The sequence below is a fragment of the Tolypothrix sp. PCC 7601 genome (assembly GCF_025677855.1).
Lineage (GTDB): Bacteria > Cyanobacteriota > Cyanobacteriia > Cyanobacteriales > Nostocaceae > Aulosira > Aulosira diplosiphon.
Genome location: NZ_CP064879.1, coordinates 632,162 through 652,839 on the forward strand (window position 1 = coordinate 632,162; position 20,678 = coordinate 652,839).

The 20,678-nt window shown below is 40.8% G+C and carries 15 protein-coding genes and 25 tRNA genes; 30 read left to right on the plus strand and 10 right to left on the minus strand.

The window, feature by feature from the left end; genetic code table 11:
- Positions 1 to 452: 452 nt before the first annotated feature.
- Both HG267_RS02415 and HG267_RS02420 read right to left on the minus strand, forming a co-directional pair.
- On the minus strand, positions 453 to 1,463 hold the full coding sequence (locus tag HG267_RS02415) for a response regulator (RefSeq protein WP_045870865.1): 1,011 nt from the start codon (positions 1,461 to 1,463) through the stop codon (positions 453 to 455).
- Between the two features lie 419 nt (positions 1,464 to 1,882).
- A complete protein-coding gene (locus HG267_RS02420) occupies positions 1,883 to 2,482 on the minus strand; it encodes a hypothetical protein (RefSeq protein WP_045870864.1) in 600 nt (199 codons plus the stop codon).
- 584 nt (positions 2,483 to 3,066) lie between these two features.
- Between HG267_RS02420 and HG267_RS02425 the strand changes: the two genes are divergently transcribed.
- Positions 3,067 to 5,202, plus strand: coding sequence for a protein kinase domain-containing protein (locus HG267_RS02425; protein ID WP_045870863.1), 2,136 nt, complete (start codon positions 3,067 to 3,069; stop codon positions 5,200 to 5,202).
- Positions 5,203 to 5,348: 146 nt separating this feature from the next.
- On the opposite strand, the gene HG267_RS02430 is transcribed toward HG267_RS02425, so the two are convergent.
- From HG267_RS02430 to HG267_RS02455, 6 genes are all read right to left on the minus strand, one after another.
- Positions 5,349 to 5,780 carry a DUF2752 domain-containing protein gene (locus HG267_RS02430; protein WP_045870862.1) on the minus strand — a complete coding sequence of 144 codons (432 nt, stop codon included), beginning with the start codon at positions 5,778 to 5,780 and terminating at the stop codon, positions 5,349 to 5,351.
- A 43-nt stretch (positions 5,781 to 5,823) separates the two neighbouring features.
- Positions 5,824 to 6,078, minus strand: coding sequence for a CD225/dispanin family protein (locus tag HG267_RS02435; protein WP_045870861.1), 255 nt, complete (start codon positions 6,076 to 6,078; stop codon positions 5,824 to 5,826).
- Positions 6,079 to 6,447: 369 nt separating this feature from the next.
- Positions 6,448 to 7,143: a methyltransferase gene (locus HG267_RS02440; RefSeq protein ID WP_045870860.1), complete on the minus strand. Its 696-nt coding sequence runs from the start codon at positions 7,141 to 7,143 to the stop codon at positions 6,448 to 6,450.
- Between the two features lie 161 nt (positions 7,144 to 7,304).
- Positions 7,305 to 8,423: an iron-containing redox enzyme family protein gene (locus HG267_RS02445; protein WP_045870859.1), complete on the minus strand. Its 1,119-nt coding sequence runs from the start codon at positions 8,421 to 8,423 to the stop codon at positions 7,305 to 7,307.
- Positions 8,424 to 10,152: 1,729 nt separating this feature from the next.
- Complete coding sequence (locus HG267_RS02450; RefSeq protein ID WP_045870857.1) at positions 10,153 to 11,334, minus strand: patatin-like phospholipase family protein; 1,182 nt, start codon at positions 11,332 to 11,334, stop codon at positions 10,153 to 10,155.
- Positions 11,335 to 11,410: 76 nt separating this feature from the next.
- On the minus strand, positions 11,411 to 11,635 hold the full coding sequence (locus tag HG267_RS02455) for a hypothetical protein (RefSeq protein ID WP_155539281.1): 225 nt from the start codon (positions 11,633 to 11,635) through the stop codon (positions 11,411 to 11,413).
- Between the two features lie 720 nt (positions 11,636 to 12,355).
- On the opposite strand from HG267_RS02455, the gene HG267_RS02460 reads away from it, so the two are divergent.
- The 27 genes from HG267_RS02460 (at position 12,356) to HG267_RS02590 (ending at position 16,139) form a co-directional block, all read left to right on the plus strand.
- Positions 12,356 to 12,892 carry an HNH endonuclease gene (locus tag HG267_RS02460; RefSeq protein WP_045870856.1) on the plus strand — a complete coding sequence of 179 codons (537 nt, stop codon included), beginning with the start codon at positions 12,356 to 12,358 and terminating at the stop codon, positions 12,890 to 12,892.
- Between the two features lie 351 nt (positions 12,893 to 13,243).
- Positions 13,244 to 13,318 (plus strand) — tRNA-Asp (locus HG267_RS02465).
- Between the two features lie 6 nt (positions 13,319 to 13,324).
- A tRNA-Glu gene (locus tag HG267_RS02470) sits at positions 13,325 to 13,402 on the plus strand.
- A 5-nt stretch (positions 13,403 to 13,407) separates the two neighbouring features.
- A tRNA-Cys gene (locus HG267_RS02475) sits at positions 13,408 to 13,481 on the plus strand.
- Positions 13,482 to 13,486: 5 nt separating this feature from the next.
- Positions 13,487 to 13,587: transfer RNA gene (locus HG267_RS02480), tRNA-Ile, on the plus strand.
- A 3-nt stretch (positions 13,588 to 13,590) separates the two neighbouring features.
- Positions 13,591 to 13,661, plus strand: a tRNA-Trp gene (locus HG267_RS02485).
- A gap of 174 nt (positions 13,662 to 13,835) precedes the next feature.
- A tRNA-Glu gene (locus HG267_RS02490) sits at positions 13,836 to 13,909 on the plus strand.
- Between the two features lie 93 nt (positions 13,910 to 14,002).
- A tRNA-Tyr gene (locus tag HG267_RS02495) sits at positions 14,003 to 14,083 on the plus strand.
- 4 nt (positions 14,084 to 14,087) lie between these two features.
- Positions 14,088 to 14,172: transfer RNA gene (locus HG267_RS02500), tRNA-Ser, on the plus strand.
- 6 nt (positions 14,173 to 14,178) lie between these two features.
- Positions 14,179 to 14,253: transfer RNA gene (locus HG267_RS02505), tRNA-Arg, on the plus strand.
- A 6-nt stretch (positions 14,254 to 14,259) separates the two neighbouring features.
- Positions 14,260 to 14,333 (plus strand) — tRNA-Phe (locus tag HG267_RS02510).
- Positions 14,334 to 14,342: 9 nt separating this feature from the next.
- A tRNA-Asn gene (locus HG267_RS02515) sits at positions 14,343 to 14,417 on the plus strand.
- A gap of 5 nt (positions 14,418 to 14,422) precedes the next feature.
- Positions 14,423 to 14,499, plus strand: a tRNA-Gln gene (locus tag HG267_RS02520).
- Between the two features lie 5 nt (positions 14,500 to 14,504).
- Positions 14,505 to 14,579 (plus strand) — tRNA-Gln (locus HG267_RS02525).
- A gap of 28 nt (positions 14,580 to 14,607) precedes the next feature.
- Positions 14,608 to 14,688 (plus strand) — tRNA-Leu (locus HG267_RS02530).
- 1 nt (position 14,689) lies between these two features.
- A tRNA-Pro gene (locus tag HG267_RS02535) sits at positions 14,690 to 14,763 on the plus strand.
- A gap of 3 nt (positions 14,764 to 14,766) precedes the next feature.
- Positions 14,767 to 14,840, plus strand: a tRNA-Leu gene (locus HG267_RS02540).
- Between the two features lie 5 nt (positions 14,841 to 14,845).
- A tRNA-Leu gene (locus tag HG267_RS02545) sits at positions 14,846 to 14,949 on the plus strand.
- A 4-nt stretch (positions 14,950 to 14,953) separates the two neighbouring features.
- Positions 14,954 to 15,028: transfer RNA gene (locus tag HG267_RS02550), tRNA-Lys, on the plus strand.
- Between the two features lie 6 nt (positions 15,029 to 15,034).
- Positions 15,035 to 15,108, plus strand: a tRNA-Leu gene (locus tag HG267_RS02555).
- Between the two features lie 53 nt (positions 15,109 to 15,161).
- A tRNA-Thr gene (locus HG267_RS02560) sits at positions 15,162 to 15,235 on the plus strand.
- Positions 15,236 to 15,242: 7 nt separating this feature from the next.
- Positions 15,243 to 15,313: transfer RNA gene (locus HG267_RS02565), tRNA-Gly, on the plus strand.
- 8 nt (positions 15,314 to 15,321) lie between these two features.
- A tRNA-Gly gene (locus HG267_RS02570) sits at positions 15,322 to 15,392 on the plus strand.
- Positions 15,393 to 15,397: 5 nt separating this feature from the next.
- Positions 15,398 to 15,498: transfer RNA gene (locus HG267_RS02575), tRNA-Val, on the plus strand.
- A gap of 6 nt (positions 15,499 to 15,504) precedes the next feature.
- Positions 15,505 to 15,576: transfer RNA gene (locus HG267_RS02580), tRNA-Arg, on the plus strand.
- 6 nt (positions 15,577 to 15,582) lie between these two features.
- Positions 15,583 to 15,682 (plus strand) — tRNA-Ala (locus HG267_RS02585).
- 85 nt (positions 15,683 to 15,767) lie between these two features.
- Entirely contained in the window at positions 15,768 to 16,139 is a 372-nt protein-coding gene (locus tag HG267_RS02590; RefSeq protein WP_081584023.1) for an HAD family hydrolase, read from the plus strand.
- 109 nt (positions 16,140 to 16,248) lie between these two features.
- Here the strand turns inward: HG267_RS02590 and HG267_RS02595 are convergent, their stop codons facing one another.
- Positions 16,249 to 18,294 carry a potassium channel family protein gene (locus HG267_RS02595; protein ID WP_045870855.1) on the minus strand — a complete coding sequence of 682 codons (2,046 nt, stop codon included), beginning with the start codon at positions 18,292 to 18,294 and terminating at the stop codon, positions 16,249 to 16,251.
- A gap of 444 nt (positions 18,295 to 18,738) precedes the next feature.
- Here HG267_RS02595 and HG267_RS02600 point away from each other — a divergent pair, with 444 nt between their 5' ends.
- Complete coding sequence (locus HG267_RS02600) at positions 18,739 to 19,266, plus strand: hypothetical protein (protein ID WP_263420024.1); 528 nt, start codon at positions 18,739 to 18,741, stop codon at positions 19,264 to 19,266.
- A gap of 42 nt (positions 19,267 to 19,308) precedes the next feature.
- On the opposite strand, the gene HG267_RS02605 is transcribed toward HG267_RS02600, so the two are convergent.
- The gene (locus HG267_RS02605; protein WP_228045585.1) at positions 19,309 to 19,488 is read right to left on the minus strand and encodes a DUF3368 domain-containing protein; all 180 of its coding nucleotides are present in this window, start codon (positions 19,486 to 19,488) and stop codon (positions 19,309 to 19,311) included.
- A 191-nt stretch (positions 19,489 to 19,679) separates the two neighbouring features.
- Here HG267_RS02605 and HG267_RS02610 point away from each other — a divergent pair, with 191 nt between their 5' ends.
- A complete protein-coding gene (locus HG267_RS02610; RefSeq protein ID WP_045870853.1) occupies positions 19,680 to 20,675 on the plus strand; it encodes an ABC transporter substrate-binding protein in 996 nt (331 codons plus the stop codon).
- Positions 20,676 to 20,678: the final 3 nt, after the last annotated feature.

Sequence of the window (20,678 nt, forward strand, 5' to 3'; positions counted from 1 at the left end):
TTTTATGTATATTTTATGGTTGAAAAATTGCTATCCTTAATCAAGGATAAATATGGGGTGAAAGCCCTACTGTATATAGATAATGCTTGGCTAGAGGAATAATGGCGTTTTTTTAAAATCATCTCAAAAATTAAGTAATAATACGGTTATAAAAATATAAATATATCGCTATAAAATAATTTGATATACTATTTAATATAGTTTTTGGTAGAGAAAATTTTTTTGAAATAGCAGATAAAAAAGCTATTGCTTCAACAAGAAGTAATAGCTTTTTTAATTATCTAGAAAAATATTAATTATTTGCTGCAAAACCTAAAATCTCAAATCGCTGACGGCGATCGCGTCTAACTGAAGGTTATCAACTAAATATTTCCAGATATTTGCTAGAGGCTGTTCCTACCGGGAGATTTAGTCAAGAAGCGGAATTGGCGCAGGGGTAAGCTGTTAACCATTTAATTTGCACATTGAGGCTGCAGGGGGGACTCGGGGCTCCCTTTGGGGATTGGGGGGAAAGAGCGCTGCGCTCGTTTCTGGCGTTCTAACTGCAAAGCTGTTTTGACTCTTTCAAATTCTGCTTCTAAGTGATAGAGTCGCTCTGGGAGATGGCAGATTTCAGAAAGAGCGATCGCTTCGATTTCTCGACAAATTTCTGTGAGATTTCTGGCTCCTAAATAGGCGCTACTTGATTTCCAGCTATGGGCTAGACGATGTACAGTTGTAGCATCTCCTTGAGTAACGGCTTCCCGAATTTGCTCCAATATATATGGGGAATCTTCTAAATAGCAGTCAATAATTTCTAAGACAAAGGTTTCATCGTCTCCAGCCATTTCGTAAATTTTTTGAATAGCTTGAGTATTAATGGCTGGTAAGTCTGCTATCGGAATAGAGGCGGGATTGCTTAGTGGTTGATTGAGTGGATGGGATTGGCGATCGCTTCTGTTGGGTGGGATAAAACCACCATTGCTAGAAACTATCGGTACACATCGACTTAAGGCTTGAGCTAGTATTTCAATACGGATAGGTTTGCTGAGATAGTCATCCATCCCGGCTGCTAGACATTCCTCGCGATCGCCTTGCAGGGCGCGGGCTGTCAAGGCAATAATTCGTGGACGCAAACCCACTGGATATTTTTGGCAGATCAGCTTTGTGGCTTCTAATCCGTCCATTTCAGGCATTTGCACATCCATTAAGATTACGTCATAAGACAAGTGCTGGATGATTTCTAGAACTTCCTTACCATTGCTGACAACATCAGCACGGTATCCCAATTGTTTGAGCATTAATAATGCTAGCTTTTGATTCACTGCATGATCTTCCGCCAGCAAAATTCTTAAGGGGAATTTTTCTGCCATTGCAGAAGTGAGTGAAATTAGATGAGATGGCTGGGTATTTGTATGGCTAGTAGGCTGCACATTAGCTTCTCTGGTAGTTATTTCGTCAAGTCTGTCAGCCTTAAGAGTCACTCTCAAAATTTCTACATTTAATTATTTATATTGCACGGGAGACAGATTGTAAACTCAAATCAAGCTTATATTTGACAATTATCTCTACTTCTCTTAAGGTAAAAGGCTGGGTTGTAGCTTGCTTCTCGTAGGGTACAGAATGAAACCCAACAAAGTTGCGAAAATGTTGGGACAAAAAGCATTAATAATTAAAAATTTCTGAAATCAAATTATGCAATTTTTAGCAGATAATTATGCTGATAATTTTTCTCATGCTTCTAAGTAGTCATGCACAATTAAATATACATTTGTCATTGGGAACGGAACAAAGTCAAGTGTTCGCTGAAAGCGTTCCCGCAGGGTAGCAATCGCAAGGGTTTTGGGGTTGCTTCTCTTTGCTCCGCAACGCTAGCGCGAACGAGACGCTACGCGTTCAGCGATTATAATGTTGCGACTAGTTCCTTGAGGCGATCGCGTCCATCGTGAAAAACTGACCAACCATCCCCGACTAATATTGTTTCTACTTGAGTCAGATTGGCCAATTTTTGCACAGATGCTACAGCTTGTTCGCGGTTCACTAGCTTTTCGTCTGGCAATATAGTTAATGTACCTGCTCGATGGGCGCGCACCAAATCCCCAGTAATTAAAGTGGTTTCTTCTAGCAATAGCGCTAGTTCGCCTGGAGTTTTAGAACCTTGAAGTTCAATCACCTTTAATCCGGGGACTAATTCTTCACCATCACTCAGCCAGCGATCGCAATTTATCGGAAAATTATCTTTTTCTGCTATAGGCCCTGCTATTTTAGCGTAGGTTTGATCGGCAATATCCTTCGCTGACCTAGCATGATCGGAATTAGTCAGTACAATCCAAGCTACATTACCCAAAGAGTTTAAGTGATTCCAATCGTGATTGGATAAAGCTACCGGATCAATTATGATATTGCCCTCTGGACGAATCCAGGCAATCCCATTAAAATCAATGTTTCTTGCAGGATTGAAAGTTGACCAACCATATAGATCGGGACGGTGCAGAGATTTCATATTTATTTTGGGTCAATACCTTCAATAATTTAGTATCCGCAAATTTAGGATATAAATCAAGCTAGTGTTGCTGTAGAGGAGTCAAGAGTTAGAAAGACGCGATTAATCACGTCTGTATTCAAAAGTCAACACTGATATTTCTGATTTTTCCTCTATTCAGTTATGTACAGAGGTTGCAGTTGCAATTTCTACAGCGATGCTTGTCATACAATAAAATTATTTTACAGTTTTAAAGACATTTAATTTTTTTAATCACATCTTTTTAAATTAGTGCCTATGCTTTCTCAGGAAAATATTAAATTACATATTATAGGACTCATATTTGATTTTTGCAGTTCACGTAGTTCACGTAGGAGAGCCAGTGCGTTGCGGAGGTTTCCTCCGTTGTAGCAACGAGAGTACAGCATCAGCACCAAAGCTTTTCTGAGATTTTTTCAGAAATCAAACCAGATTCCTATGTATAACTCCTATGGGTTTAAAAAATCGATATAGCTATATTTTCTCTTGCTTTTTCCCTATTCTCTACTCCCTGTGCCCTGATTCACCAAATAATTTCAGTAATTAAACCCCATTAAAACTAATATATGCAAATCTGCCAAAATCCCAATTGCTCCAATCCTTTTAGCTCCGATGGTAATAGATTTTGCACCAGTTGTGGAGGAAACAGCTTTGGTACGTTATTCAAAAACCGCTACCGGATTAATCGATTATTAGGTGAGGGTGGTTTTGGTAAAACTTATGAAGCCAGAGATATAGATAGGTTAGATGCACCTTGTGTAATTAAGCAATTTGTCCCCCAAGTGCAGGGAACTAGCGCACTTAAAAAAGCTGCGGAAATGTTTAAAGAAGAAGCAAAGCGCTTGTTTGAACTAGGAGAAAATCATCCTCAAATTCCCCGGCTAGTTGCCTATTTTGAACAAGGATTAAACTTGTATTTAGTGCAAGAATTTATTGCTGGGGACACTTTAGCCGCAGAAATGCAAAAACAAGCTTTTAATGAAATGCAGATTCGGGAACTGTTAGCTGATTTATTACCAATTCTGCAATTCATTCACGAACGTAGTGTCATTCATCGGGATATTAAACCAGAAAATATCATTCGTCGGAGCTACGATCGCAAACTGGTACTAATTGACTTTGGGGGTGCGAAACAAGTTACACAAACTACTTTAGCGCGCCAGGGTACAGGAATTTATACTATTGGTTATGCTCCCTTAGAACAAATGCAAGGCTACGCTTACCCAGCTAGTGATTTATATGCTTTGGGTGCGACTTGTGCTCGGCTAATAACTCGGTGTTTACCGCTACAAGACCCCTATGGTAATCTTGCAGATGCTCTTTATGATGTTAGAGAAGCGCGTTGGCTGTGGCGAGAACGAGTCAAGGAGCAAGGTTTAAGTATTAGTGATGATTTAGGACGGATTATTGATAGGTTACTCAAGCATTTTGTTGGGGAAAGATATCAATCGGCAGCCGAAGTTTTGCAAGATTTACAAGCACCTCAAATTAGTAATGTACCACCAACAATTCCGGTTACCCCATCCACAAATAATGCTCAAGCTTATAACTTTTGGGGGCTAGAAAAGGCTCAACACCAAGATTATCAAGGTGCAATTACAGATTTTAATCGCGCGTTACAAATAGATCCCAATTATTTTGAAGCTTGGTGTAATCGAGGTAATGCCTACTTACAAATAGGGCAATATGATGCTGCATTAGCAGATTACGATCGCGCTTTAACTATCAATCCCACCTTTACAGAAGCATTGCAAGGGAGGGAGAAAATTTTTTCTATGCAGCGCCGAACTATACCTGTGCAGTCGCCACCGCAATTTCAACAAGCGGTTTTCGCCTATAGTTTAAATGGACACTCACAGCTAGTTAGATCTGTAGCCTTCAGTAGAAATTCTCAAACCCTCATTAGCAGTAGTAACGATAAGACAATTAAAATTTGGAATCTGCAAACAGGTAAACTGCAAGGTGTACTCAATGAAACTGGTATTTGGATAGTAACTGCGATCGCTCCCGATAATCAGACTGTAGTGAGTGGCAGTAGCGATCATACAATTAAGACTTGGCATCTGAATGCTAATAAACCCCAGCGCATCCTCAGAGGACATTCTGATTTAATTAATTCTCTATCCATCAGTCCCAATGGACAAACTATTGTCTCTGGAAGTAGGGATAAAACCATCAGAGTTTGGCAACTACAAACAGGAAACCTACAGCAAACACTCCCCATAAATGCTGGCTTTATTTATACCACAGCTATCAGTCCCGATGGTAAATTTCTGATCAGTGCTGGTAGTGATAAAGTAATTAAAATTTGGCAGTTAGACAATGGGCAATTACTCCACACTATTACAGATAACCCTGGCTTTGTGCGTGCTGTGGCTGTAAGTTCAGCGCTACAAATCATCGCCAGTGGCGGCTTTGGCTCAACCATCCACCTTTGGAATCTGCTTACAGGACAACTACAGCAGCGTTTGGAAGGACATCAAGGTTTAATTCAATGTTTGGTAATTACTCCAGATGGACAAACCTTGATTAGTGGTAGCAGCGATCGCACAATCAAAATTTGGAATTTAAAAACTGGTAAATTATTACAAACCCTGACAGGACATACAGCAAGTATCTTATCTGTTGATATCAGTTCCGATGGGCGAATCCTCGCCAGCGCTGGCGAGGATAAAACTATCAGGATTTGGCAAGCAGCCTAATAATTCATAATTCGTAATACCCTGCGGGAAGCCGCTACGCGTCTACGTAATTCGTAATTATTTTACTGCTTCTACTAATGGCAAATAATTAATGATAAATAACAGCCTTAGCTATTTATCATTAATTGCGCGACTTACAGATTTTTTCAAGGGGCTAACCAAGAAAAAGGAGCAAAAGGAAGATTTCGCAATACCCAATAAGCTAAAATAATTTTTAACATCAGCCAAATCCAAGCGGGTTTAATAAAAACTTGGGGAATTTTTTCACCTATAATTACAGGCGCGCTGTAGGATATATAAGAATAAATTAAATATGGCAGTGCTAAAATCATCAACGGGTTCAAATCAAAAGCCTTGATGATATGCCCGTGGAGTAATTGATGTAAGGCTCTTAGGGTACCACATCCAGGGCAATATAAGCCAGTTAGCGCTCTAAATGGGCTAGGCGGGTAAATAGAAGAATTGCTCGGATTGAAAAAGTAGAGCATAATTGCAGCTACAACAATAACGCCCGACAGTGCTGCAACTTTAACAGTTCTCACGGATATAGAAGATGAGCGACGAGGAATAATGTTCATTTTTGTAGATAAAATTTTTGCAATTTTTAACGCTGCATAATTATTATTGCGGTGCCAAAGAAGCCAAAATTATTAGGAGAATATAAATTAAAAACACAGCTAATCCTGATCCAAAAGATACCCAACACCATGTTTTGGCACTTTTGGATGATTGCATTGCCCCTTCATAATCTCCTGCTTGCAACTTTGTATTCACTTGAGCAGCATAGACAATCGCCACAATTCCAAATGGTAAACAGCAGAAAAGTGTAGTTAAAATTGCTTGTGGCAAATAGTTAGGTACATTCTGAGATTGCATTAAAACACCTTTGCAATGTCATTAATCCGACAATATACGTTTCTAGTAATACGTCTCTAAACGATATCAGAATTAGCTTTAGGTCTTAAAAGCTGCTTCATAAAAATAAATACTTCAGTATAAAAACGCAACATATTCTTGCTCTTACTGCATTCTCTTGCACTGCAAATAACTGTTACAAAAAAATTACTAACGAAATCCCCGACTTTTTCAAAAAATCGGGGATTTAAATCTCGATAAAGATAATTACCATGTAGGATGCGTTACGCTATCGCTAACACATCCCACGTGAATTTTAAAAATCAAATCAGATTCCTAGAGATTGCTTCTTGACGAAAACAGAAATAAAAATGCCAAGTTTTAACAAAATTATAAACTCGTCATTACCTGAGCTAATTCTTTAGATAAATCTGGTGTATCTTGTTGGCATTTGCTAAATAAAACCCCAGCCAAGAAGTAATAATCACCAGAATAAAATGCCATCTTATGTTTACGCAACTCTTCAATGTGATTTTTCACTTTTGGTTCTGAGCTATAGTAGCCAAACTTTAAAGGTAAGACCACAAAATTATTGACAACATATCCGTGTTCTTGTGCTTGAGAAATTGTACTTGTTGGATTAGAAAAACTAGAGACCAAGACTAGCACATTTTCATAGCCTAAAGCTAAAAGATTATTAGTAATTGTAGCTCCATCTATACCCCCAAATAATAGGGGCATATAGATATCTTGATCGGGCGCGGGAAGATAGGGCGGATTGGCTACAAGATATTTACCTTCTGGTTTTTTCGATTGAAATAAACAAGAATTGTTGATAATATATTTATTGGTAAGATGATATTCATCAATTGTTAAATTAGCAGCTTTCCAGGCAGAAGTATTTAATTCAAATCCGTGAATCACACCTGCAAATTTGTTCCTTAATAGTGAGTTGATTACAGGACTACCATCGCCCGAACCAAACTCAACAATACTTTCAGGATCTTGGCAATGCCGGAGAACTAAGGTTTCTAAACAATTTGAGTAAAAATTAGATTCTTCTGGGCAGAAAAATATATCTTTCATGTGACCTCGATGCAAGTTTAAGATGTAATCAGGCTTGAAGAAATTACTACAACTGCATTCAGGCAAGAAAAACTGTTTCTTTAGTAATCAAGCTGTTACTAAAGAAAGCTGTTTTTGAGCCAATTATTAGGGCTAAAGTCAGAATCTTTTCAGTACTATATTTATCGACTACTCACAGCAGCTTGTTCGACTTCACGTATGGAACGGACAACGGCTTTAGCGGCGCGATCGCCCATAAATTTTTCTTGGTCATAACCTAGTACTATTTCCCAAGCATCATCAGGATACTTATCTGCTAAGGGTAAAGCCACATCATCCAACATCCAACGACCGTGGCGTTCATCTTCCTTAATGTGCAGTTCCCAGTAACCCATTGCTGCTTGTGACAGTTCCAATCTTTGCGCCGCTGCTAAATAATTTCTGTAAGCTGCTGGCCCAGCTACTTCAAAATAGGTTAATGCACCACTGTAGCGGAGAAAATAGCGTTTACGCTGGGTAGTTAAAAAATTATGGTTATCACAAGCTAAAACTTCCCAAGGTACTAAATCAAAATATCCCTCAGGTTCAGTATTCATCCCAAACTCATCTAACATTTGGGCAAAAAAGGTCGAATGCTTGCGAGGTAAACGACCGTTGCCGTATTCTTCCAAGAATACCCGCACTAGCGTACACTGCACTTCATTCGCTGCACCACCCAAAATGTTGGTCATGCGGCTACCTTCTACCAAGCCATCAAAAGATGCGATCGCTAACAAGTGGCGGTAGCCAACCTCGCTCATTTCCTCCTGAAGATAGCGACTATCAGCCGATAATGGTGGATCGACATCCAAAGAGGCGCGTTCGGTAAGTGCTTGTTTGACATTCAATTTTTGCAATCTGGGCAAATCTAATTGTGCTAGTTCCCAAGCTTGCCAAGCAGCTTCGATTTGCTGACGACAGGATAACAAGTAAAGCGATCGCTCATTGTCATAATGTCGCAAATCGTCATACCAAAACAAATTCAGTCGATTAATTCGATAAAGTATTCTTTGCAAAAATAGATGAGCTTCTTGTTCGCCACAGCCATTTTCGTAAGCCTCACGAATCGCTATTGAAAGCGTCTGTTCAAACGCCTTGGCTTTCTCTGCAACATTTTCTAGTTGCTCATCTAAATTTTCTGTTGCTAGCAGTTCTATAAACAACTGCTCAACATAGTTATACTTAGTACGCTGTGTTTGCGTTGCGTGTGAATTCTTCCCTGCTACCTTCAGGCTAGGGAACATAACCAAATTATTTTGCATGGAGGATTTAGTAGCTTTGCCAAGATGTGAAAATTTCCATCTCTACTACCTAAATTTCCACAACTTGAGTAATCTTTACATCTTTCTCTGGTTATAAACAAAGATTAACTCCATAGAGACAGGGCATTGAAGCTGACAAGTGTATTCCCTAGTCTGCATTCCAATGCCCTATACTCATTGACAATTATTTTGTATGTTACTAGATGCTTAGTACCCAGTTAGTAAAGACTTCCGCACCACAAAAATAGATTCACAGCCATCGAAAGTCAGCGCAACAAGATAACCTTATTTGCAACTTGCTTGTAGCTTTCACTATTTTGAAAAAAGAAAATTCTGATTTACTCAATCATCTTGCTTGAATGATTTCATCTGCTACTCAGCATCTATAAATCAAAGCAATTTTTGCAAATAGCTAAGAGATAATTTAGGCTTGTGCTATCTGCCGCTACCACGTTCATCAGAGGAATTAATTAACATTCTAGCCTTCCTTAATTTGTTTGCTAAATGTACAGAAGCATCTCACGACAAAAGATAGTCACAACATTTAGATCTACAATTAATTTTTTTGCTTAAGCAGAAATTAAGAGTAGATGAATTACACTTGACTCAAATGATTTGGCTAGCGCAATTCTTTTGTATGAGATATCTAATATCGCCACTTGAGAGAAAGATGTTTTGTGGCTATGCAGAGTTTCAAAGTCAACACAAAAGTTTAGAATCAACAATGTTTGACTTTTGCGCGTCAGTTTTTACCCCTTCAGGTGAAGGAAACGCCACTTATAGCTTGCTTACATCTAGAGATTGGGTTTCTCTGGGGATGGAAGTCTTACGATCTAATACACTGGCTGCTTGTGACTGAAGTAATTTTATATTTGAGATTGGTTTGTTGTTTGCTCAACGCCACTTTTTGACTGAGCAAATCAAGAAAATACTCATTCTCCTCTAGGAGAACCTATGCCAACACTACCGCTTTGCTAATAAAAATCTCAAACTGTCTGATTTCTGCATAGCGGTACTAGGTAATTAGCAGATTTAATCAATGCCTGCATTCCAGACAAAACTTATTTCAGAAGTAATCACATCTCTGCTATCAATGTTGCCGAAATGTCGTAAGCTGCTGGCATGATGCTTAATCATCCTTAAATTACCCTAAGAAGATAGATTTTTGAGCTTGCTGTAATGATTGTTGGGTGGTTTTAATTTAATCTTTTACAAGAGTAATCAGCCTGCTGGCAAAGTACTGTTAAATCTATTTTTTATTTGCATTGTAGCAATTTTTAAGATTTGTTATCTAAGCATATCTGTATTTTTGATTGTTTGAAAACAGAGTTTATACATAACTAACAGAGATTTATTGTCTAGGCAGACTTTCTCAAATTACTGAGGAAACGACTAACAATAGTGAAATACCGAAATAGATTTTTTGAAAATTTCTAAGAGAGCAAATCAATTTCAGCAGTATAACTTAGGCTGATGAAGATTATTTTGTAAGCAAATTAAATATTTATACAGATAAAACTTTTCTAAAGAGATTAATAAAATTATTAATTTAATTAAATCCTACAATTAGCAATAGAAATTTTTAAAATTAATATGTAGTTCTTACTGAAATCTACACAAAATCTGGATGATAGCGCGTATAAATACGCGAAAATCTCGTATGCATACGAGATTTCTATTTAAACATCCTTAAGGATTGTATTTTGTATATGGTTTTACGTGAAAGCAACTAGTTAATAGCAATAAAAGATGCGATCGCGTCTTTTACTCTAGGCCCAACATCGTCTCTCGTATAATATGTATGGCCTTCATCTATGTATGCAGATGTAGTATCTATCCATTGTGCAATAATATCTCTGTGAGCATTATCTATGTCTTCGCTCACTTTTATATTTGTATATTTATTTTTCCGGTCTTCTGGCCGCAATAAAACTCTACTGTCTTTATATGTCTCTCCTGGCTTCGCCTGAAATCTCTCATTTAAATCAAATTGCAGGCGTAAGTACCGTTGAGATTCATATCCACCCATAATTTGCCGACAAATGGTGCTATTAACCTCAGACGTAGGCTCCATAAAAATATCAGGAATGTGTTGTGCCCAATCTAACGGCTTCCACTTATTGATTTGCTCAAATTGATAAGGTTCGCCAGTTTGACCAGTTCCAATCGAAAGGATAGATATGTCTTTCATTTGGAGGTTATCTAGCTTATATTTACATTTTGTTTCTTGGGAAACAACCCGATCCGCACATTGACTGATCCGCATAATTAAACTCAGTGCCGCCAAAGCCGGATTATTAGCTGATACGCCTCCATCAATATGTGGAAATACCCAATTGCCAAATTTCTCTTTATTAACAGGCTCTAAGTTATAAGGTGGAAAAAACGAAGGAGCCGCTGCCGAAGCGACACATAACTGCCATAAATAACATTCATCGTACCAACGGTAGCCTAAATCGGGATGACAATTCGTAAAAAATGTGGTGTTGCGATAAAGGGTATCGTAAGCCAAAATCAAAATAATCGGACTATCTATATCTTGGATTCTGCGGTATCCCAACTCATCTATCAGAACTTTAATCAGCCCTTCGTGAGAATATTTTCCAGGTGACAATGCCTCCAAAATGGGTTGTATGAAAGATGGAAACCTTTTATAGCGGTTTTTAATTTTCAGGGGGAAGATGTATTTACCCTTATTCACATATAGATTGATTAGTTCTGCACTAGTTTTACCTAAAGCAATTCCCGCTGCTAAAATTGATCCAGTAGAAGTACCAGCAATCAGGTCAAAGTATTCATTTAAAGACTGACCTTTCTGTTTTTTAATCTGTTGTTCGACTTCTTGGAGTATACGTGCAGTAATCACTCCACGCATCCCGCCACCATCCATACTGAGGATTTTGAAGGACATAGTTATTCTCCTTAATTAGTGTGTAGAGTAACTTTTGGTGCATAGTGCTTCTGCTTCTAGATGATTTTAAGCAAGCTTACACATCACAAAGTTGGTCGCCAATGACACCTGTTCTCACCCGATACACTAATAACGTCAAGACTGTAAGTGACAATTCTACACGCTCTACCAGCTTTAGTCCTGTATTGAAAATGGGCATAGGGCATGGGGCATGGGGGAGGCAGTGCGTTGGACGGGTTTCCCGGCTTGAAGCAACTGCCGTCATAGGGCATGGGAAAAACTTGGTTGTGGGTTTTTCCATGATTAGTTGACAGGAAAGTGCTGAGTGCAAATCCCAGTCAGGTATTTTCTTTCCTTTCCCCCTTAACCGAATGGCACTAAGATAACGCCAAACCCATTACCTATAAGGCTTTTGGGTGTGGGGTGTGGGGTGTGGGGTGTAGTGAATAAGGAAAATATTTATGTTCGTACTCGATATTTGGTTTTCGCGCATTTCCCCCTACACCCTACACCCTGCCCCCTACACCCTGCCCAGACGAGCTTTCAGCTTTTCTTAGTGCCATTCCCCCTTCACTTTTTACCCTTTTCCCAACAAGTATTGATATTAGTTACAATATGTAGTAGACAATTTCATACTACAACTGTATTATAAATATTAGTTATTAGTCTTAATCACACATACTACAGAAATTCAATGAGCCGCAGATTTTCCTCAACACATAAGTGCGCGATAGATTACCGACCCAGCAAGGGTTTAGGTAATGTGATCGCATTCTGTAAAGCCGCTAGCTTGTATAGGCTATTGGCATTTGAGGGAATATATCGGTTCGTGGGCAGTAAATTTGCAAATCAAGGGATTTTAGGAGCAATCGCGCTCTGGCTAAATCCAAATCGACTGATACAGAGCGGGAGGTGCAAGTGCTTTCTTGTGCCAACTATAAAGCCAAGAGTATTAACTACTTGACCCCCGCTCCTGAATGACTAGAGGCGGGGGTTATTTTTTTGAGGAGTGAATTCACTTATGGAAGCTCAACCACAGACTCAGAAATCACACATATTACAAAATTCGGTGGTCGTGTTCTCTAAGAACTACCTACCATTAGCACGAGTTAACATTAAACGAGCCATTGTGCTTTTAGTCACCGGACAAGCAGAATCGTTAGAGTTTAGCAGTACTAAGCTTTGGGAAGTTCGCTCACCTAGCTTCGTACTACAAGTTCCCGAACACATTCGTCTAACATTTGGCAATCCTGAACGTCATTGGAAAGTACCACCTGTAAATAGACGTGAAGTACTCAAACGTGATGGACACACCTGCCAATACTGTGGAAGCACTAAGCGTCTCACCCTCGACCATGTAATTCCCCGTTCTAAAGGTGGTCAGCATACTTGGAACAACGTTGTTACAGCTTGTGAACGTTGTAACTCAACCAAGAGCGATCGCCTACCACATGAAGCAGGAATGGTACTTAAAACCAAACCCAAAGCTCCAATCCACCCAGCTGTTGCATTTGCAGAACAGTTTTGGAATGCACAACGCCTTACTGAGAATGAGTAATTCACTCCTAATACCTTTTAGTTAAGATATCTCTTCGTTGAGGCAGCAGAGGAAGAAGAGAAGCAGAGGGAGAGATTCTTCCTCTGCTTTCTTTTTTCGGACATACTACAAGAACAAGATTCAATTTTCCCTCACAAGTGCATTGAACTAATTCCCTGAAACCCAGTGATAGAGAGCCATAAAGCGATTACATGATCCTGCCCTCTCTCCCTCGAAAAAAAATTTGTAGTATACCCTTGACACTCTTGTAATATTTGTGTAGTATAAATGTAGTGAAGCAAAAGCGCCTCTGCAAAAGGCATAAAGCTAACACCTCTGAACCATGAAAACTAAATAATTGCCACCCAACGTGGGGGTGTAACTCAGTTGGTTAAGAGTGCCTGTCTGTCGAACAGGAAGTCGCGAGTTCAAGTCTCGTCATCCCCGCCTTGTAGCCTTGTGGACAAGTAGATTAAGTCGCTCTGATTCTCAGTCAGAGAGAAGCGGGTGCAACTCCCGTCGAGGCTTCCAAAAATGTCCAGGTCGCCTAATGGTAGGGTATTGGTCTGCAAAACCGACTGTGCGAGTTCAATTCTCGCCCTGGACTCCAAACCTTGCAGTGTAGCTTAATGGCAAAGCCCCAAGCTCATAACTTGGTATATGCGAGTACCCTTTGGGAAGCCGCTCCGCGTCTACAACTCTCGCCACTGCGACCAAATGCACAGATGGTGTAACGGCAGCACTAGGGTCTCCAAAACCTTTAGTCAGGGTTCAAATCCTTGTCTGTGCGTTCTACTGCGTGTCCTAACAAGAGAAGCTTACAAACTGGTTAATCGGTCTAAAGCACCGAAGTAGGTACCCTGCGGGAAGCCGCTGCGCGTCTACGACTCCTACAGCCTCCGCCAAACCTGGAGGCTGTTAAAAACAGCTTTTCAAACTTGTACGTGGTAGAAATCTCACTCTTGGTGCCGTAGGCAAATTGGTAAAGCCACCTGTCTTTCAAGCAGGAGATTGCGGGTTCAATTCCCGTCGGCACTGCTGACTTGAGTTGGGATGGCAGAGAGCAGGAAAACTGGTCTCTCCATTCCTTTATTTCACCTAGAAATCTCAAGCCATTACTCAAAAATATATGGGTCGGCTCGCCTATTGGTGTAGGCAACGGTCTGTAAAACCGCCGCGTTTGCGTTGCTGGTTCAATTCCAGCCCGGCCCATTTTGGAGAGATTGCTATTGGCAGGGCAAACTGTTTGCTAAACAGTCGTGGATGCAAGTCTACTGTGGGTTCAACTCCCTCTCTCTCCGCCTTATGAGAACGTGGTGTAACTGGATGAACACATCGGTCTACGAAACCGAAGAGTGGGGGTTCAAGTCCCTCCGTTCTCGCCTTATCCCCTGGTAGCTCAGTTGGTAGTAGCGCCTGTCTGAAGAACAGGAGGTCATCCGTTCAATCCGGATCTGGGGGACTGGCACATTGCCCCATAGCTCAATGGCAGAGCAAGCGGCTGTTAACCGCGAGGTTGTAGGTTCAAGTCCTACTGGGGCAGCCATTCATTGCCGAGTGGACGACTTGGAAAGTCGCTGTGACTCTGAATCACAGAGAAGTTGGTTCGACCCCAACCTCGGCAACCAATTATTGGGAAGTAGGCGACGTTGGCAAAGCCACCTGATTTTGACTCAGGATCTCGCGGGTTCGATTCCTGCCTTCCCAGTTCTGCTTTGATAGAGCAGATAAATTATACTCCTGTAGCCCAATTGGAAGAGGCGGCTGTCTCAAAAACAGTCTATTTTGTACGGGTTCGACTCCCGTCAGGAGTACCAACGGGATGTGGCGCAACTTGGTAGCGCGGCAGCTTTGGGAGCTGAAGGTTGCAGGTTCAAATCCTGCCATTCCGATATGCCCTTGTGACGAAACTGGCAAACGTGCTGGTCTTAGAAACCAGATTTTGTGGGTTCGACTCCCACCAAGGGTATTGATGCTCCCGTGGCGAAATTGGTAAACGCTTCCGTTTGAGGGACGGAATTGTTGCAGGTACCCTGCGGGAAGCCGCTCCGCGTCTACAAATCCTGTCGGGAGTACCAAATTGGGTCGTTGGCAGAGCGGATATGCAGCTACCTTTTAAGTAGACTTATCTAGGTTCAACCCCTGGGCGACCCACCAAATTCTGCCCCTGTAACCCAATTGGAAGAGGTGCCAAACTTAAAATTTGGAAGATGCTGGTTCAAATCCAGTCAGGGGTATGGCTGAGATAGAGCGGGTAGTCGCCCAAAATTCTACTTTCAGATCTATAAATGCTGGTGTAGCTCAATCTGGCAGAGCAACTGATTTGTAATCAGTAGGTTGCAAGTTCAACTCCTGTCACCAGCTTCAGAATGCGATCGTGGTGTAAAGGCAGCATCAGAGTCTTCCAAACTCACGGTACGAGTTCGATTCTCGTCGATCGCTTCAATAATGCGGATGTGGTGTAAGGGTAACACTGGAGTATGCCAAGCTTCAGATACGAGTTCAAATCTCGTCTTCCGCTCTCGTAGCCCTGTAACTCAGTGGGAGAGTGCCTCTCTTACCAAGAGGAAGTCACAGGTACCCTGCGGGAAGCCGCTCCGCGTCTACAAGTCCTGTCAGGGCTACCAATTGATGGGAGTGTCGCCTAATGGATGGGCATCGATCTTCTAAATCGACCGATGTAGGTTCAAGTCCTACCACTCCTGCTGTATGGGGTCATAGCTCAACTGGCTAGAGCATCCGCCTTGCAAGCGGAAGGTTAGGGGTACCCTTCGGGAAGCCGCTTCGCGTCTACAACTCCCCTTGATTCCACTGTGGTGTCTGAAGCCAAAGCGGTCGCGGCGCTGGTTTGTGGAACCAGTCATTAGGGAGTTCAAGCCTCCTCAGACACCTTTGAATGGAAGAGGGTATTAAAGATGCTAGAACTACCCAACGATTATCTGATGATAATTTGCCTTCAAAGGACTTACTCAGTCAAGATGAAGCCACCACATCTAATGATGCTGAATCTTCTAAACCATCTCCAGATATTGTGCAAGCTGCTTTGGATAGGCTGAACATTCCAGCATCCCAGGTAGTAATGCTGGGTGATACTGCTTATGATATTGAGTCGGCAAATCAAGCTGGTGTTGATGTGATTGCGCTGCGTTGCGGTGGCTTTGATGATAGTCAATTAGAAAATGCGATCGCTATTTACAATGATCCAGCGGAGTTGTTAACAGAGTTTGACAGTTCACCTTTAGCCATTCCAGCAATTACAACAGCATAGTATCAATTCAACATTAACAAAGCCAATTTTTGATTAGAGAATTGGGATTACTCTGAATTAAATATTGTTTTCTTCCCTGCTTTTAGAGACGCGATTAATCGCGTCTCTACTATACCTTGGTAATGACGCTAGCAATAATTTGTGATTTTCTTAACTCTCGTACCAGATGTTGAGCTTGGTATTTATAAAGTAGTGTTGGTAATACTGTAGGCAAATTATTCATCCATTGCCTAGCATCAGCAGCAGTACATCCTGTAATCAAGGTGATTTTCTCTACAGCATGAGTTATGGCATTATTAGTCACAGCTTGTTCGATTTGCACTTGCCAAAGGCGAGGTAGCATTTCACCCCATTCAATTCGCTGTAAACTATTGCTGGTAGCTAAAACAATTAAGCGATCGCCAATATCAAGCCTCACATCATCCCAAGGCATTAATGAGTATTTGTGCTGGCGAGATTTCTGGTAGAAAATGGGTACAACACCATAACCATGAGCTATTTCCGATAACAGCAACCCATTGAGGGTATCACCTTGTTCAATTGTGTATTCTGTCACCATCACTATTTGAGCGCTCAGGTGGAAGAAGCTGAGGACGTTTTCGCCAAAAGCAGCACAAGCAAAGACTTCAGCAGATAAAGCCGAGCCACACAGCACTTGAGCATAGGGAAATAGAGGAGCTATATTGTCACTAAATAGATGATCGCGAGTGCGGATAATCAAGCGACTGACAGGGTTGATTGCATGAGCCATCAGCGCAATTTCCAGATTTTCCATGTTATCTTCTTCAACTAAGACGATGCTTTTAGCACCTTCAAGATTCACTTTAGTCAGTGCTTCGCTAGCATTGCCTACAATTAAAGGCATATTAGATAAAGTATTTCCCTCGATAGTCGTCTGATTAATTCCCACTAACGGCTGGTTAAGTTCTTGCAACAGCCCCGCTACTCGTTGTCCCAGACGATTTAAGCCTACAATCACTACATGATTGCATTCTGGAATTGGCGGTTCGGAATGGAAAAACTGGAATCGGGAAGTGACAAGCGCATCAGTTAGTAGTGCATATAATACGCCCACAAAAGCTTGACCTGTTAACGTTAATCCTAAGCTGAATAATCGCAACCACCAAGGCAGATACTCAGCAGATTCTAATTGGGATGCAAATCTAACACCACCGAATAAATCTCCATATCCTCCCAAAAGTAAGACTGCTGTTGCATAGAAAGCTTCTTGGAGATTGATGTGAGGATAATATATAGAGTAAATAATCGTACCTAATATTAACAGTGTAAATACAGTAATGGCATAGATAGTTGCAATGCGCCGGATTTGATTTTGGCTTTGATAGTAAGATTGCCAAAATTGCACTATATTTTGCCACAGACGCTTGACTTTTAAGCCTTGCCAAAACTGTTGCCACTGCCATCTTTGTTTGTAATATATCCTAGGAAGTTCCTCAGCTAAAGCTAGCTCATGTGCAACCTCAATGTAAACGATTGTGTCTCCTACCTGTACTGGCGCTTCTGGGTTCCAGTCATAGAATTCTTTGGGTGCAGTAGATAAAACAGGGATGTGGCTCAAAATGCAGCGAGTTGTGAGATTCAGTCTATATAATGGTTTGCCAATACACCAGCTATCCTGTGGTTTTACCTCATGCTCAATAACTCGCAATAGTTGTCCTTCTAAAGCAAAATATCCAATAGCTTCAGAACCTAAAGCAGTTAAAGCAAAAGCGTGAGCACAGAGATGAGTAGGCTCAAAAGCCACGAAATTACCTAAATTTTGGTACAGGAGTTCGTTGAAATTTTGTTTAGCAGAACGTACAATTAGCCGCACCTGAGGATTGAGCCGCCGTGCAGCAAAAGCCGCTTCTATATTGATGCGCTCGTCTCTGGTAACTAAAAGTATTGAGCGACAATGGCGAATCCCTGCTTGCTCTAAAACACTTGCTTGACGGCAATCTCCAATGATTAGCTTATCTAGTAAGCTAGGTAATTCTGGAATTTCCCAATGTTCAGGCTTGACATCATCAATAGCGCTAACTTTGACATTATATTCTTTAAGAACTGCAACACAATGTTGACCTAAGCTTTTGAGTCCGCATACTAAGAAAAGGTCTGGCTTTTGTTCTTGATGAGTGGCGCTAGAAGTATGCATTTTCTGTTGGGAATTGTGAATTTATCCTCTGTAACGAAATGTGAGTTCGACTGATGAATTGAAATAGAAAAAAGCTAAGACTTAAATTAAAGGTAGAGCAAACAGATACATTAATACCAATTCAAAATTCAAAATTAAGAAAGCTACATATCACAAAACGTGAACAAAAATCTGAATTGAATGTAGTGGCGTGTCTAGACTAAAATAGTGCATTATTCAAACTCTTGTGGGATGGGCATCTTGCCCGTCCTGGGCGGACAAGATGTCCACCCCACAAGAAAATTATATTGCCACATTTTAGCCTTGCCACGCCAGTAGGGTGTGTTACGCCGTAGGCTAACGCACCTTGAGTTGTTGATGGTGTCGGGGTGCAGCGCTTGGCGACAACACACCCTACGTTTGCTGAATGTTAACTCATTGGTTGTGAAGGAACCGATGTTCTGTATGAATGAGCGCTCATTGATAGACAACCCGATCACGTTGGTTGTGAAGGAACCGATGTTCTGTATGAATGAGCGCTCATTGATAGACAACCCGATCACGTTGGTTATGAAGGAACCGATGTTCTGTATGGATGAGCGCTCATTGATAGACAACCCGATCACGTTGGTTGTGAAGGAACCGATGTTCTGTATGAATGAGCGCTCATTGATAGACAACCCGATCACGTTGGTTGTGAAGGAACCGATGTTCTGTATGAATGAGCGCTCATTGATAGACAACCCGATCACGTTGGTTGTGAAGGAACCGATGTTCTGTATGAATGAGCGCTCATTGATAGACAACCCGATCACGTTGGTTATGAAGGAACCGATGTTCTCTATGGATGAGCGCTCATTGATAGACAACCCGATCACGTTGGTTATGAAGGAACCGATGTTCTCTATGGATGAGGTAACTTTGCTCAGGAAAGCTGATTTAGCAACTGCACTAGTAAATAAATATTGCTTCACCAAGAGTAATTGCACTTAACATTATTGTCATTAACTACTCATCAACAAGTCTCAGCGCTGACTATACAACTTGTGTACTAACTCTAAAACCAACTTGAACTAGTTGCTCAAAAATCGGTCTAGCGGCTGCTAGCTTACTTTCCCGTTTAGCAAGTAAAATCACACCCAGAGTTCCCCTCACGGGAATTCCTAAAGCAAGTGCTGCGGTTTTAGCAGCGCGATCGTCTAAAATTGACAGCATAATCATGTCAAAATGCTAGAAAAATAGCCAATTAGGAGAAAAATGCTAGCCATTGTTAAACGAAAAATCTCCTGAGAAGCATTAGCAGAGGCAATATCTTCTCTTGATCTACCAAAAAAATCTCAAATCCGAGAGCTAATTGAGCAACAAATTATTGAACAAACTGCATAAATCTATAGAAATCAGGACAGATGATAATCTTCAATAAATTCAAAAAGTGGTATTCATTAATTGGATTATCACTATTGGTGTTTGTATTTGTAGCTTGTACCTCTGCTAATCAAACTACTTCACAAACACCAGCAACAGTCACCATTGCCTATCAACCGGGAATTAATTACGCTAACCTCCTAATTGTTAAGCAACAGCAAACTTTAGAAAAACAATTCCCTAAGACACAGTTTGCCTGGAAAGAATTATCGAATGGTGCAGCTATTAGGGATGGCATTATTGCTAATCAAATACAAGTTGGCGCTAGTGGTATTGGCGCTTTTCTTGTAGGGTGGGATAAAGGTGTAGGCTGGAAAATCTTAACTTCACTGAGCCATAGTGAGTTTTGGTTAGTCACCAAGAATAATAATATTAAAAGTATCAAAGATTTCCAACCCGGAATGAAAATTGGTTTACCATCTCTAGATAGAATACAAGCGATGGTGGTGCGAAAGCTGGCACAACAAGAATTAGGAAATCCTACAGCGCTAGATAACAACCTACAAGTAATTGCTCATCCTTTAGGATTACAATCTCTACTCAACGGTCAAATAGATGCTCATTTTACCTCACCACCTTTTCAATTTCAGGAAGTTGATCAAGGAGGTAGAGTGCTAATTAAAAGTTCAGATATATTTGGCAAGACTAGCGTTGCTAGCTTATTTGCTACGGAAAAATTCTACAATCAATACCCTGAGTTTAATAAGGCTTTGTATAATGCCATAGCCAACGCTACTAAACTTTTAAATGACAAGCCTGATGAAGCCGCAAAAATTCTCTCGCAGATAGATGGCGGTAAGGTATCAGATGCACAATATCAAAAATGGCTGAAGAATAAAGCAGTCGCCTACGGTACAGAGCCAAAAGCTTTTCTTAAATATGCCGCATTTATGCAGGAAATCGGGATGCTAAATAAGCAGCCAAAATCAATTGATGAATTAACTTTACCGACACTTAAAGGTGCTGGAGGAGATTAATTT